This is a genomic window from Micromonospora sp. WMMD558, from assembly GCF_049315255.1.
Lineage (GTDB): Bacteria > Actinomycetota > Actinomycetes > Mycobacteriales > Micromonosporaceae > Micromonospora.
On sequence record NZ_CP186061.1, the window covers coordinates 1,226,765 to 1,240,172 of the forward strand.

Below are 13,408 nucleotides of genomic sequence, written 5' to 3' on the forward strand. Positions count from 1 at the left end.
GCGAACCACCGCCACCGGACCGCCCCCTTCTGTCGCCCACCCCACGCCACCTCCCGCGATCTTGCACTTTGTGCCCTCGGTTTGCCCGGATGGCGGCATATGTCGGGGCAGGAATCGCAAGATCGCGGGGGGCGAGGGGGGTTACGCGTCGTAGTCGACCGTGAGGCGGTCGGTCGTCGGGCTGGACTGGCAGGTCAGGACGTAGCCCGCCGCCACCTCGTCGGGTTCCAGGGCGTAGTTGCGGGCCATCGTGACCTCGCCGTCGACGACCTTCGCCTTGCAGGTCGAGCAGACGCCGCCCTTGCAGGCGTACGGCAGTTCGCCGCGTACCTTCAGCGCCGCGTCCAGCACCCGCTCGTCACGGCCCATGCTGAAGGTCGAGGAGCGGCCGTCCAGCACGATCGTCACCTCCGCTCCGGCGCCGGGCTCGTCACCCGGGCGCCGCACCGGCTCCGGCGGCGCGTCGACGTGGAACAGCTCCGTGCGCACCGCCGACTCCGGCGTCCCCCGCGCGGTCAGCACCTCGCGGGCGTCGACCACCATCCCGTACGGCCCGCAGAGGAACCACTCGTCGATCGTGTCGCCCGGCACGATGGTGTCGAGCAGCCGGCCCAGCCGGTCGGCGTCGATCCGTCCGGACAGCAGCGGCGACTCGCCCTGTTCGCGGGAGAGGACGTGTACCAGGTGCAGCCGGGTGGGGTAGCGGTCCTTCAGGTCCGCGAGCTCCTCGGCGAACATCACGGTGTTGGCCGTGCGGTTGCCGTACACCACGGTGAAGGTGCTGGCGGGCTCGACGGCCAGGGCCGTCGCGACCAGCGACAGCACCGGGGTGATGCCGGACCCCGCGACCACCGCGCCGTAGTGGCGCACCCGGTCCGGCACGAACGCCGTGGTGAAGTGGCCGAGCGGCGGCAGCACGTCCACGGTGTCGCCGCCGCGCAGGGCGCCGCAGGCGTACGCCGAGAAGGCGCCGCCGGGGATCTCCCGGACACCGATCCGCAGCCGGCCGTGCCGCGCCAGCTCGTCCGGGGTGGAGCAGATCGAGTACGACCGCCGCACGTCCTCCCCGTCGTCGCCGATACGTCGGACGGTGAGGTGCTGACCGGCGGCGAACGCGAAGGTCTCGCGCAGCTCCTCCGGCACGGCGAAGGTGACCGCCACCGAGTCGGCGGTGAGCCGGTCGACGGCGGCGACGGGGAGCGGGTGGAAGACCGGCCGGCGGCGGACCGGTCGGGTGATCGTGACAGTCACAGTGCCTTCAGGTGGTCGAAGGGTTCGGAGCAGGACCGGCAGCGCCAGAGCGCCTTGCACGCGGTGGAGCCGAAGCGGCTGACCTGCTCGGTCTCCGGCGAGCCGCAGCGCGGGCACCGGACGGCGAGGGTCAGCGGCACCGCGCCCTCACGCCGGGCCGGCCCGGGCGGGGCGATGCCGGCGGCGGCGAGCTTCGCCCGCCCGTCCGCCGAGATCCAGTCGGTGCTCCACGCTGGCGCGTAGACCGTGCGGACCTCGGCGTCGGGGTGACCGGCGGCGGCCAGGGCGCGGCGGATGTCGGTGCGGATGACGTCCATCGCCGGGCAGCCGGTGTAGGTGGGGGTGATGGTGACGAGGACCCGGCCGGTGGCCGGGTCCTCGTCGACCGACCGCAGGATGCCCAGCTCGTCGATGGTGACCACCCGGATCTCCGGGTCCACCACCGCCGCCACGGCCTCCCTCGGGCTGGTCACCAGTGCCACCTTCCGTTCGCGACTGCGGGGCTCCGCTGCGCTGCACTCCTCGCGCTCACCAGCTCGCTCCGGGATGGGCGCGGTGCAGCACCTGCATCTCGGCGAGCAGGTACGACAGGTGCTCGGTGTGCACGCCGTCCCGGCCACCGGCGGGCGCCCAGCCGGTCCGCGGGAGCGTCAGCGTCGCCTCGTCGAGCACCGCCGTCACGGTCGCGTCGACGTCGGCCCGCAGGCTGGCCGGGTCGACCGGCGCGGCCGGATCCGGGGTGAACAGCTCGTGCGTGTACGGCCAGACCTCGTCGACCGCCGCCTGCATCCGCCGGTGCGACTCCTCGGTGCCGTCGCCGAGCCGGCGCACCCAGAGCGAGGCGTGGTCGAGGTGGTACGCCGACTCCTTGCGGGCCTTGGCGCCGATCGCGGCCAGCCGCTCGTCGGCGCACCCGGCCAGCGCGGTGTAGAGCGGCAACTGGTACGCCGACAGGAGGAGCAGCTTCGCCATGGTCACCGCGAAGTCGCCGTTGGGCAGCTCGACGAGGAGGCAGTTGCGGAACTCACGGTCGTCGCGCAGGTACGCCAGCGCGTCCTCGTCCCGCCCGGCGCCCTCCAGCTCGCCCGCGTACGTCAGCAGCAGGCGGGCGGCGCCGAGCTGGTCGAGGGCGATGTTGGCGAGCGCGATGTCCTCCTCCATCTCCGGCGCGCGGGTGGACCACTCGGCGAGCCGCTGTGCCGCGATCAGCGCGTCGTCGCCGAGGCGCAGCGTGAAGTCGAACGGGCCGTTCACAGGTGCGCCACCCCGTCCGGCACCTGGTAGAAGGTGGGGTGACGGTAGACCTTGTCGGCCGCCGGGTCGAAGAAGGCGTCCTTCTCGTCCGGGCTGGACGCGGTGATGGCGCTCGCCGGCACCACCCAGATCGACACCCCCTCCTGGCGGCGGGTGTAGAGGTCCCGGGCGTTGCGCAGGGCCAGCTCCGCGTCGGGCGCGTGGAGGCTGCCGACGTGGGTGTGCGACAGCCCGCGCCGGGCCCGGACGAAGACCTCCCACAGTGGGGTGTGTTCCTGGCTGCTCACGCGGCCACCTTCTCCTTCTTCGCTGCCTGCTTGGCCGCGTACGCCGCGGCGGCCTCGCGGACCCAGGCTCCCTCGGCGTGGGCCCGGCGGCGGTGTTCCATCCGCTGCCGGTTGCACGGGCCCTCGCCCTTGATCACCCGCATCAGCTCGTCGTAGTCGGGCTGGGTGAAGTCGTACGCCTGCCGCTCGTCGTTCCAGCGCAGGTCCGGGTCGGGGATGCTCAGGCCGAGCACCTCGGCCTGCTGCACGCACATGTCGACGAAACGCTGGCGCAGCTCGTCGTTGGAGAAACGCTTGATCTTCCAGGCCATCGACTGCGCGGAGTGGGTGGAGTCGGTGTCCGGCGGGCCGAACATGGCGAGGGACGGGTACCACCACCGGTCCACCGCGTCCTGAGCCATCGCCTGCTGGGCCGGGGTGCCGTGGGCGAGGGTGTGCAGGATCTCGTACCCCTGCCGCTGGTGGAACGACTCCTCCTTGCAGACGCGGATCATGGCCCGCGCGTACGGCCCGTACGAGCAGCGGCACAGCGGCACCTGGTTGACGATCGCCGCGCCGTCCACCAGCCAGCCGATCGCGCCCACGTCGGCCCAGGTGAGGGTCGGGTAGTTGAAGATCGAGCTGTACTTCTGCCGGCCGCTCAGGAGCAGGTCGACCAGCTCGTCCCGGCTGACGCCCAGGGTCTCCGCGGCGGCGTAGAGGTAGAGGCCGTGCCCGGCCTCGTCCTGCACCTTCGCGAGCAGGATCGCCTTGCGCTTGAGCGAGGGCGCCCGGCTGATCCAGTTGCCCTCGGGCTGCATCCCGATGATCTCGGAGTGGGCGTGCTGGGCGATCTGCCGGATCAGGGTCTTCCGGTACGCCTCCGGCATCCAGTCCCGCGGCTCGATCTTCTGGTCGGCGTCGATGACCTCGGCGAAGTAGGCGGCGAGGTCCTCGCCGGCGGTGGCGCCGCGCCGGCCCCGCTCGGCGGCCTCCCGCAGCGCCGCCTCGGCCGCCTCGACCTCGCCGAGGAGACCGCCGCCGGGGCCGTCGTCGGCCGGGAAGTCATTGCCATACATGCCTCAAGTGTTACAGCTCACCCCTGAAAACTCTAGGGGGTGTAACAGGGTTGCCGGAGTCCGGGCCCTACCCAACGAAGGCGACTCGTAACTCTGGGCGGATGTGAGTTGAGTCACTGCGGGACCATGAATCTGCCCAAAAGTCGCAAAACCGTCCGAACACCCCGCCTTCATGGCAAGTTGCCAGGTGTCACATCTCGGCGGGTCGCGGATCCGGACGTAGACTTCCCCCGGCACAGCGATCGGTTCCCGACGGTCACCCGAGAGGCCGCCACCCCCGGCCTCGGCGACCCGATCCGTCCGGACAACGCAGCCGGTCCCCCCGGCCCTGACATCTGGAGCTCACCCACTCATGCGATCCCGCGTGACCCTGGTGCTCGCCGTCGTGGCGGTCCTCCTCGGTGGTGCCCTGCTCGTGCCCGCCGCGTACGCCCGGCTCTCCGACGGCGACGGCGGCGGCGCGGGCGGCGGCGCCGGAAGCGTCGCGGCCCCCGCCCCCACCACGCCGCCACCGCCCACCCTGGCGGCCGCGCCGGTGTCGGTGGCCTTCAAGGGCGAGTTCTTCTCCTGGGCCCTGATGGACCGCGAGAGCGGCACGATCTCCGGCGCGAGGAACATGACCGCCACCAGCTCGACCGAGTCGATGATCAAGGCGTGGTTCGCCGCGGACTACCTGAATCAACTCGGCGAGAAGGCGCCCTCGGCGGCGATGAAGAAGAACATCACCACCGCCATCCGGGACAGCAACGACGACGCGGCGAACGCCCTCTACGCGGCGGTCGGGAAGTCGGCCACCATCAGCCGGATGATCAAGACCTGCGGCCTCACCGACACCAAGCCGGGCAAGGTGCCGGGATACGTCGGCTGGTGGAGCTTCACCCAGATGTCGCCCCGCGACGCGGTCCGGCTCGGCGACTGCCTCGGCGACGGCAAGGCCGCCGGGCCGAAGTGGACGACGTACCTGCTCGACGAGATGAGCAAGGTCCGCGGCACGACCGCCGCCAAGGACCAGAAGACCCGCTCCGGCGGCGGCCGGTGGGGCATCATCGACGGCCTGCCCGATTCGATCACCAGCCAGGGCCCGGTCAGCATGAAAAACGGGTGGACGGAGCTCAACTACGACGGCAACTGGCACGTCAACTGCCTCGCCCTGACCGACCGGTGGAGCCTCGCCGTCATGCTGCGCTACCCCCGGAAGAGCGGGCTCGACTACGGTTCGCAGGTCTGCGCGACCGTCGCCGCCCAGCTCGTCACCCCGCAGCCCGGCGCCGCTCTCAAGGTGCCGCAACAGCCGGCCGGGAAGCTCTGATGTCCCGTCAGCGCCGCAGAAAGCGCGGCGCAGGGCCGGTCGGAGGGCTGATCCTGGTCGCGGTCGTCCTGATCGGACTCGTGGTCGTGTCGCTGCGCCTGCTGCCCGGCTCGCCGTTCGAGTCCCGGGCAGCCGCCCGGTGGGGCGAGCCGACCGTACCGGCGGACCGCGGGACCGGTGCGTCCACCGACCGCCGCGACCGGCCCCCGCCGTCGCCCAGCCCCTCCCTGGAGCCGCTCCCCTTCGCGGCACAGGATCTCGACGATCTCGGCATCGAGGGCTGGTACTCCTGGAGCGTGCTGGACCGGCGTACCGGCGAGATCATCGGCTCGGACAACATGGACGAGACCAGCACCACCGCGTCGCTGATCAAGTCCTGGATCGTGGCCGACTACCTGCGGCGCACCGCCGAGGCGGGCGACACGCCGAGCGACGCGAAGCTAGCCGACGCCACGAAGATCATCCGGGACAGCGACAACACGCGTACGCAGAAGTTCTACAACAGCCTCGACGGGTCGGCCTCGATCAAGCGGCTGCTGTCCACCTGCGAGCTGACCGACAGCAGCGTCGCCAGTGACGGCGGCTGGAGCCGGACGAACCTCTCGCCCCGCGACACCGCCCGCCTCGGGGCGTGCATCGCCGACGGCCGCGCCGCCGGGCCGGAGTGGACGGAGTGGCTGCTCGACGAGATGCGGCTGGTCCGCGGCACCGGCGACTTCGGCATCCGCAAGGCGTTCCCGGCGGCCGAGCGCACGACCATCGCGATCAAGAACGGCTGGGTCGACCGCACCCGCGAGCAGGAGAACCACGTCAACTGCCTCGCCATCGGCGACACCTGGACGATGGGCGTGATGCTGCGCTACCCGATCGAGAAGGGCTACGAGTACGGCATGCAGAACTGCCAGAAGATCACGGCAGCCCTTCTGGTCCGCCCGTAGCGCGCCGAGGTTCTCAGCCCCGCCGGGAGCCTCAGCCCGTGAAGAAGGCCGGGCCGGTGGCGGGAAGTTCGGGGGTGGCCCCGCTGGCGGCGGCGCGGCGGGCGAACTCGCGGACACCGGCAACCTGCCGGTCACCCAGGCTGAAGTCGAGGACGCGGAAGTAGGTGGCCAGGGTCGCCGCGTCGAAGGGCTCCCAGCGGGCGCCGGCCTCGGCGACCTGGTCCAACTCTCCGAGACAGAGGTCCCGGGACCGCAGGAACGCCTCGTGGACCTCCTTCACCAGGCCCGGATGGGCCGCGGCGAAGTCCCGGCGTACCGCCCAGACGGCGAACACCATCGGCAGCCCGGTCCACTCGCGCCAGGCCTGCCCGAGGTCGGTGACCGTGAGGCCACCGCGGGGGGCCTCGTACATGGCGCGCAACGCCACGTCCCCGATCAGCACGCCCGCGTCCGCCTCCAGCAACATCTGGGTCAGGTCGGGCGGGCAGCGGAAGTACTCCGGGTTCACCCCGTACCGCTCGGCCAGCAACAACTGCGCCAGCAGCACGCCGGTCCGCGACGTCGACCCGAGCGCGACCCGGCCGTGGTCGAGGTCGGCCAGCGGCCGGGTGGACACGATGTTGACCGACAGCACCGGACCGTCGCTGCCCACCGCCAGATCGGGCAGGAGCAGCAGGTCGTCGGCGTGCTTCAGGTACTCCACCAGCGTGATCGGGCCGATGTCCAGGTCGCCGGCGACCAGGGCGGCGCTCAGCCGGTCCGGCGAGTCCTTGTGCAGGTCGACGTCGATCAGGGCGCCGGAGCGCATCAGCCCCCAGTAGATCGGCAGGCAGTTGAGGAACTGGATGTGCCCGACCCGGGGGCGCGCGACGTGCTCGACCATTACCTGACCGTATCCCCCACCACCTGGACCGGCGCGCCGGGCGGGGTGGGAGTGGCCAAGACCGCAGCCACCGGCCGCCCGCTACCGGCCGGCGAGTCCGTAATTCGATGGAGCGCCCCGGTCGTGCGGCGTAGGCTTGCAGGCCGCTTGACGGCCGAGGTGAGCTTCGCACCGCACCGGACGTCCCCGCGCCGGGCGCCGGCCATCCGCCCCCGGACACGCGAGCGATCAGCGATGACCGCAAGGGAAGTCACCGTGACCGCAGCCGACCTCGCTCTCGACCAGGACCTCGCCGCGGAGCGCGAACACCTGGACACCTCCCGCGCCGCCCTGCGGCGGATGCGCGAACGCGCCGAGGCGCTCTTCGCCACCGGTGACAGCGTCGCCGGCGACGCGTACACGGCCGAGCAGCTCGGCCGGCACCTGGCCCGGCGGGTCGCCGAGCTGGCCGACGACCCGACCACGCCGCTGTTCTTCGGCCGGCTCGACTTCGGGGACGCCGACCGGGACCACGCCGGGCGGCGCTACCACGTGGGGCGGCGCCACGTGACCGACGACCGCGGCGAGCCGCTGGTGCTGGACTGGCGCGCCCCGGTGTCCCGGTCTTTCTACCGGGCCAGCGCGCGGGACCCGCAGGGCGTGGCGGTACGCAGACGGTTCGGGTTCAACAGCGGGGTGCTGACCAGCTTCGAGGACGAGCACCTGGACCGTGGCGAGGAGCTGGGCACGGCCAGCCGGATCCTCACCGCCGAGATCGAACGCCCCCGCGTCGGGCCGATGCGGGACATCGTCGCCACCATCCAGCCCGAGCAGGACGAACTGGTCCGGGCCGACCTGGCCGACTCCATCTGCGTGCAGGGGGCACCGGGCACCGGGAAGACCGCCGTCGGCCTGCACCGGGCCGCGTACCTGCTCTACCTGCACCGGGAGCGGCTGCGGCGCTCCGGTGTGCTGATCGTGGGGCCGAACCGGGCCTTCCTGTCGTACATCGCGGCGGTCCTGCCGGCCCTCGGTGAGGTGGAGGTCGAGCAGGCCACGGTGGAGGACCTGGTCGAACGGGTGCCGGTCCGCGCGGTCGACGACCCGGCCGTCGCGGCCGTCAAGCACGACGCGCGGATGGCCGACGTGCTGCGCCGGGCGGTGGCCGCGCACGTCGGCGAGCCGACCGAGCCGATCGTGGTCTCGGACGGCTCGTTCCGCTGGCGGATCGGGCTGGAGCCGCTGCACCGGGTGATCGGGGAGACCCGCCGGGAGGGGCTGCCGTACGCGGTCGGCCGGGAGCGGGTCCGCGCCCGGGTGGTGGGCCTGCTGCAACGGCAGGCGGAGGCCCGGCGGGCCGAGTCACCGAGCGACGCCTGGCTGCGCCGGACGGCGAGATCCCGGCCGGTGACCGCCTTCCTCGACGAGGTCTGGCCGGCGCTCACCCCGGACGGGCTGCTGCACGAGCTGTACGCCGACCCGCAGCGCCTGGCCATCGCCGCCGACGGCCTGCTCAGCGCCGAGGAGCAGGCCCTGCTGGCGGCGTCCGGGACCAGGGTGGGCCGCACGGCGAGGGCTACGCGCTGGACGGCCGCCGACGCGGTCCTCGTCGACGAGGCCGCCGGCCTGATCGAGCGGCCGGCCGGCTACGGGCACGTGGTGGTGGACGAGGCGCAGGACCTCTCCCCGATGCAGTGCCGGGCCATCGCGCGGCGCAGCGAGCACGGCTCGATCACCCTGCTCGGCGACCTCGCCCAGGGCACCGCGCCGTGGGCCGCCCGGGACTGGCGGGAGACGCTGCGGCACCTGGGCAAGCCGGACGCGGTGGTGGTGCCGCTGACCGTCGGCTTCCGGGTGCCCGCCGCCGTGGTCGCGTTCGCCAACCGGCTGCTGCCGTCGCTCGCGGTCGACGTACCCCCGGCCGAGTCGCTGCGTCGGGATGGCACGCTGGAGGTGCGTACCGTCGGGGAACTGCCGGCGGCGACGGTGGCCGAGGTACGGGCGGCGCTCGCGCACGACGGCTCGGTGGCCGTGATCGCGGCGGACACCGCGGTCGACGGGCTGCGGGCGGCGCTCGCCGGCGCCGGGATCGAGACCGCGACCGCCGACGACCCGACGGCCGCCGCGCGCGTCACGGTGGTGCCCGCGACGGTGGTGAAGGGCCTCGAGTACGACCACGTCATCGTCGTCGAGCCGGCGGCCATCGTCGCGGCGGAGCCACGCGGCCTGCACCGCCTCTACGTGGTGCTCACCCGGGCGGTGTCCCGGCTGGCGGTGCTGCACACCGCGCCCCTGCCCGCACCGCTGCTGGGCGACTAGGGCGTTCACCGGGGCGGTGCCGGCCGGCGCCGGCGCCGCCCCGGACCGCGTCGGGCGGGGCGAAGCGGACGTGCGCGGGTCGCCGGTTCAGTGGACGTTTCGCCCGTTCGTACGCCGGACCGGGCACCGGCGGTGCCACGATGCCGACAGGGCGCGCCGCCGGTGGCCGTCCCCGGGCCGAGAGGGGTCGACGTGAGCACCGTCCCGTCGGGTACGCCGTGCTGGACCGACCTTGCCACGCCGGATCTCGCCGACGCGCGGCGCTTCTACCCGGAGCTGTTCGGCTGGACCGGACAGATCGCGCCGGAGCCGGAGGCGGGCGGCTACACGGTCTTCCTCCTGGACGGCCGGGCGGTGGCCGGGGCGGGGCCACCGGCGATCCCCGACCAGGTGCCCATCTGGTCGGTGTACGTCGCCACCGACGACGCCGACCTGGTGGCCGGGCGCGTCGAGCGGGCCGGTGGGCAGGTGGTGGTGCCACCCTTCGAGGTGTTGGACCGGGGCCGGATGGCGGTGTTCAGCGACCCGGCGGGCGCGACCTTCAGCGTGTGGCAGCCGATGGCGATGCCGGGCGGGGAGGTCTTCGGTGTCCCCGGCGCGATGAGCTGGACCGAGCTGGTCACCCCGGACCCGGACGGCGCGAAGGTCTTCTACGAGCTGGTCTTCGGCTGGCATCCGGACGGTCAGGCGGGGGAGTCGGCCGCCGCCCACACCGCCTGGCGGCTCGGCGCCCGGATCGTGGCCGGGATGACCGTGCCGCTGGGTGACTTCCCGGCCGACACGCCCGCGTACTGGTCGGTCTACTTCGGGGTGGCCGACGCCGACGCGGCGGCCGCCCGCGCCGCCGCCCTGGGCGGCTCGGTCCTGGTGCCCCCGCGCGACATCCCGGCCGGCCGCTACACCGCCCTCCGCGACCCCCAGGGAGCCCTCTTCAACGCGATAGCCCTGCCGCCGCGACCCTGACCGTGGCGTCAGCGGCGGACGGGGACGACCAGCGGGCCGTGGTCGCCCTCGACGACCTTGACCGTGGCGCGGTAGTGGCGGGACAGCAGCTTTTCGGTCAGGACGTCGCGGGGGGTGCCGGTGGCGGCGACGCGGCCGTCGGCGAGGAGCACCATGCGGTCGGCGTACTCGCCGGCGATGGAGAGGTCGTGCATGGTGGCGAGCACGGTCAGGCCGTGCTCGCGCCGGAGCTGGTCGACCAGTTCGAGGACCTCCTGCTGGTGGCCGATGTCCAGGGCGCTGGTCGGCTCGTCCAGCAGCAGCAGGGTGGCGCCCTGGGCGAGCGCCCGGGCCAGGAAGACCCGCTGCCGCTCGCCGCCGGAGAGGGTGGCCAGCTCCCGGGTGTGGAAGCCGGCCAGGTCCAGCCGGTCGAGGACGTCGTGCGCGGCGGCCACGTCGGCGGCGGACTCCCGGCCCAGCGGCGGGATGTAGGGGGTACGGCCGAGCAGCACGTAGTCCAGCACCGACATGCCGGGCGGCACCACCGGGGACTGCGCCACGGTGGCCACCACCCGGGCCCGGTCACGGCGGCGCATCGCCTGGATGGGCGTACCGAAGAGGGTGACCGCGCCCGGGGCGGGCAGCAGGCCGCCGACGGCCCGCAGCAGGGTCGACTTGCCGGCGCCGTTGGGGCCGATCACGGTGACCCACTCGCCGGCGGCGACGGTCAGGTCGACACCGCCGAGGATCGGCACGCCGTCCAGACGGACGTGCAGGTCACGCACCTCGACGGCGGGCGCCCCGGCGCCGGCGGGCAGGTCGGAGCCGCGCGGTGGGCCGGTCATCCGAGCATCCGTCGCGTGGTGCGCAGGACCAGGACGAAGAACGGGCCGCCCAGCAGGGCGGTGACCACACCGATGGGAATCTCCTCCGGGGCGGCGGCCGTCCGGGCCACCACGTCGGTCAGCGCCAGGAACGCCCCGCCGAAGAGCAGCGACAGCGGCAGGATCACCCGGTAGCTGGAGCCGGCGAGCAGCCGTACGGTGTGCGGGACGATGATCCCGACGAAACCGATCAGCCCGGACGCGGAGACCGCAGCGGCGGTGCCGAGCGAGGCGGCGACGATCAGCAGGTACCGGGACCGTTGCGGGTGCAGGCCCAGGCCGGTCGCCTCGTCGTCGCCGACGGAGAGCACGTCCAGCTCACGGCGGTGCATCAGCACCACCACGGCGGTGAGCAGGAAGTACGGCAGGACCAGCCGGACGTCGTGCCAGCCGGCGGTGGCGAGCCGCCCGAGCAGCCACGAGTAGACCTGCTGGATGTTGTCCGAGTTCTGTTGCAGCAGGTACGTCTGCCCGGCGGAGAGGAACGCGGAGACGGCCACCCCGGCCAGGATCAGCGCCGCCGGGGAACGGCTCCGGCCGCCGGCGGCGCCGAGCAGGTACGTCATGACGACCGCCCCGATCGCGCCGACGAACGCGGCCAGCGGGACGGTGACCGGCAGCCCGGTCAGCGCACCGCCGGCACCCACCCCGGCGGTGATCACGACGGTGACCGCGAGACCGGCCCCGGCGGCTGCGCCGAGCAGGTACGGGTCGGCGAGGGGGTTGCGGAACACGCCCTGGTAGGCGCCGCCGGCCAGGGCGAGCAGTCCCCCGACCAGCAGGCCGAGCACGGCCCGGGGCAGCCGCAGCTCGGTGACGATGGCGATCTCCCGCTCGGTCAGCCCGCTGTCGAGGCGTACCCCGGGAAGAAGGTTGAGCAGCTCGACCGCGACGCTGCCCGGCGGCAGGCTGACCGGGCCGAGCGACACGCCCGCGACCAGCGCGACCACCACCGCGGCCACGCCAGCCACGACCCACCGCGCCCGCAGCCCGGCCGGCCGGGACACCTGCGGCGCCCCGGCCGGCCGGAAGGAAGGGCCCCTTGTTAACGCCTGCTGCATGGAAAGGGTCCCCTGTTAACGCCGCGAGAGCGTCACGCAGGCACCTTGGCAGTCGCGTCGATGATCGTGCGCAGCAGGTCGACGACGCGCGGGCCCCAGCGCGAGGCGATGTCGTCGTCCAGCGCGACGACCTGGTTGTTCTTCACCGCCGTGATCGCGGCCCAGCCGGGCCGGGCCTTGACCGTGTCCGCGCTCTGCTGGCAGCACTTGGTGTCGGCGAGGAAGACGAAGTCCGGGTTCGCCTTGACGATGACCTCCTGGGAGAGCTGCGGGTAGCCGCCGCTCTTGCCGTCCGGGTCGGCGGGGTCGGCGATGTTCTCCAGCCCGGCGAGGGTGTAGAGCGAGCCGATGAAGGTCCTGCTGGTGGCCGTGTACAGCTCCGGTCCCAGCTCGTGGAAGTAGGTGAGCTTCTCGGACCGCTTGGGCAGGTCGGCGACCAGCTTCGCGATGTCGTCCTTCATCCGCTTGACCACGTCGGCGGCCTCGGCCGGGTGCCCGGTGAGGGTGCCCAGCTCGGTGATCTGGCGGTAGGTGTCGTCGAGGGTGGTCGCGGCCGGGGTGAGGAAGACCGGGATCTTCAGCTTGGCCAGCTGCTCGACGACCTTGTTGCGGTCGTCGGAGAGCACCACCAGGTCGGGGCTCTTGGCGGCGATGGCCTCGGCGTTCGGCTGGAAGCCGGACAGGTCGGTCTTCGGTGCCTCGGCCGGATAGTTGGAGTTGTCGTCGACGGCGGTCACCTGCTTGCCGGCACCGACCGCGAAGAGCATCTCGGTGGCGGTGGGCGACAGCGAGACGATCTTCTCCGGCCGCTGGTCGAGGGTGAGCGAGCCGACCGTCACCGGGTACGAGGCGGCGGCCGACGGGCTGCCGCCGGCCGCGGGGGTGTCGGAGGTCTTCTCGGCGCAGGCGCCGAGGGCGAGCGCGGCCACCGCGAGGGTCGCGGCGAAGAGCCGGGGGGTACGTCTGGACATCGGTCCTCCTGTCGGTCGAGGAGCGTGGTGCTTCGCCGACAGGGAGCGGGTGCGCCCGTCCGCGAGGCGCCCTTCCTCGAGAGCGCGATTCGCGACCCCCAGCGCAGGCGACCTGGCTCGTCCCCGGATCTCGGGGCATCACAGTTGCGGGACAGCGCCGGTTTCCCACCGGCTTCGCTGCGGGGTGGTCGTAGTGCCGGTCCGCACGGGCCGGGTGGCACGTGGGAGGACAGGCACTAGCACGGTAGCGCACGCTCCGGACCGCTCTCGCC

13 protein-coding genes and 1 riboswitch are annotated in these 13,408 nt (G+C 73.1%); of the genes, 4 read left to right on the top strand and 9 right to left on the bottom strand.

Annotation, left to right across the window (positions count from 1 at the left end; translation table 11 throughout):
• Positions 1-141: 141 nt before the first annotated feature.
• From paaE to paaA, 5 genes are read right to left on the bottom strand one after another with little or no spacing between them, the layout of a single operon-like run.
• Positions 142-1,251 (bottom strand): 1,2-phenylacetyl-CoA epoxidase subunit PaaE, encoded by a 1,110-nt coding sequence (gene paaE / locus ACN26Y_RS05895; protein ID WP_155329304.1) that lies wholly within the window; start codon positions 1,249-1,251, stop codon positions 142-144.
• Positions 1,248-1,724, bottom strand: a complete 477-nt coding sequence (gene paaD / locus ACN26Y_RS05900) for a 1,2-phenylacetyl-CoA epoxidase subunit PaaD (protein ID WP_155329305.1) — start codon at positions 1,722-1,724, stop codon at positions 1,248-1,250. Before paaD ends, paaE begins: the two co-directional genes overlap by 4 nt.
• A 55-nt stretch (positions 1,725-1,779) precedes the next feature.
• Positions 1,780-2,505: a 1,2-phenylacetyl-CoA epoxidase subunit PaaC gene (gene paaC, locus ACN26Y_RS05905; protein ID WP_155329306.1), complete on the bottom strand. Its 726-nt coding sequence runs from the start codon at positions 2,503-2,505 to the stop codon at positions 1,780-1,782.
• On the bottom strand, positions 2,502-2,792 hold the full coding sequence (paaB, locus tag ACN26Y_RS05910; RefSeq protein ID WP_155329307.1) for a 1,2-phenylacetyl-CoA epoxidase subunit PaaB: 291 nt from the start codon (positions 2,790-2,792) through the stop codon (positions 2,502-2,504). The genes paaC and paaB overlap by 4 nt, the downstream gene beginning before the upstream one ends.
• Positions 2,789-3,850: a 1,2-phenylacetyl-CoA epoxidase subunit PaaA gene (paaA, locus tag ACN26Y_RS05915; RefSeq protein ID WP_155329308.1), complete on the bottom strand. Its 1,062-nt coding sequence runs from the start codon at positions 3,848-3,850 to the stop codon at positions 2,789-2,791. Before paaA ends, paaB begins: the two co-directional genes overlap by 4 nt.
• 352 nt (positions 3,851-4,202) lie before the next feature.
• Between paaA and ACN26Y_RS05920 the strand changes: the two genes are divergently transcribed.
• Positions 4,203-5,159 carry a hypothetical protein gene (locus tag ACN26Y_RS05920; RefSeq protein ID WP_422734442.1) on the top strand — a complete coding sequence of 319 codons (957 nt, stop codon included), beginning with the start codon at positions 4,203-4,205 and terminating at the stop codon, positions 5,157-5,159.
• Positions 5,159-6,097, top strand: coding sequence for a hypothetical protein (locus ACN26Y_RS05925; protein WP_155329310.1), 939 nt, complete (start codon positions 5,159-5,161; stop codon positions 6,095-6,097). The genes ACN26Y_RS05920 and ACN26Y_RS05925 overlap by 1 nt, the downstream gene beginning before the upstream one ends.
• A 31-nt stretch (positions 6,098-6,128) precedes the next feature.
• Here ACN26Y_RS05925 and ACN26Y_RS05930 read toward each other — a convergent pair whose 3' ends face one another.
• Complete coding sequence (locus ACN26Y_RS05930) at positions 6,129-6,980, bottom strand: menaquinone biosynthetic enzyme MqnA/MqnD family protein (protein ID WP_155329311.1); 852 nt, start codon at positions 6,978-6,980, stop codon at positions 6,129-6,131.
• A 531-nt stretch (positions 6,981-7,511) separates the two neighbouring features.
• On the opposite strand from ACN26Y_RS05930, the gene ACN26Y_RS05935 reads away from it, so the two are divergent.
• Entirely contained in the window at positions 7,512-9,278 is a 1,767-nt protein-coding gene (locus ACN26Y_RS05935) for a HelD family protein (RefSeq protein WP_230689143.1), read from the top strand.
• A 192-nt stretch (positions 9,279-9,470) separates the two neighbouring features.
• Positions 9,471-10,241 carry a VOC family protein gene (locus tag ACN26Y_RS05940; protein ID WP_155329313.1) on the top strand — a complete coding sequence of 257 codons (771 nt, stop codon included), beginning with the start codon at positions 9,471-9,473 and terminating at the stop codon, positions 10,239-10,241.
• Positions 10,242-10,249: 8 nt separating this feature from the next.
• Here ACN26Y_RS05940 and ACN26Y_RS05945 read toward each other — a convergent pair whose 3' ends face one another.
• Genes ACN26Y_RS05945 through ACN26Y_RS05955 form a run of 3 tightly spaced genes read right to left on the bottom strand, consistent with a single transcriptional unit; the run spans position 10,250 to position 13,136 of the window.
• A complete protein-coding gene (locus ACN26Y_RS05945) occupies positions 10,250-11,065 on the bottom strand; it encodes an ABC transporter ATP-binding protein (RefSeq protein WP_422734443.1) in 816 nt (271 codons plus the stop codon).
• A complete protein-coding gene (locus ACN26Y_RS05950; protein ID WP_155329315.1) occupies positions 11,062-12,165 on the bottom strand; it encodes a FecCD family ABC transporter permease in 1,104 nt (367 codons plus the stop codon). The genes ACN26Y_RS05945 and ACN26Y_RS05950 overlap by 4 nt, the downstream gene beginning before the upstream one ends.
• Positions 12,166-12,197: 32 nt before the next feature.
• Entirely contained in the window at positions 12,198-13,136 is a 939-nt protein-coding gene (locus ACN26Y_RS05955; RefSeq protein ID WP_155329316.1) for an ABC transporter substrate-binding protein, read from the bottom strand.
• Positions 13,137-13,247: 111 nt separating this feature from the next.
• A riboswitch (cobalamin riboswitch) is annotated at positions 13,248-13,309 on the bottom strand.
• Positions 13,310-13,408 lie beyond the last annotated feature (99 nt).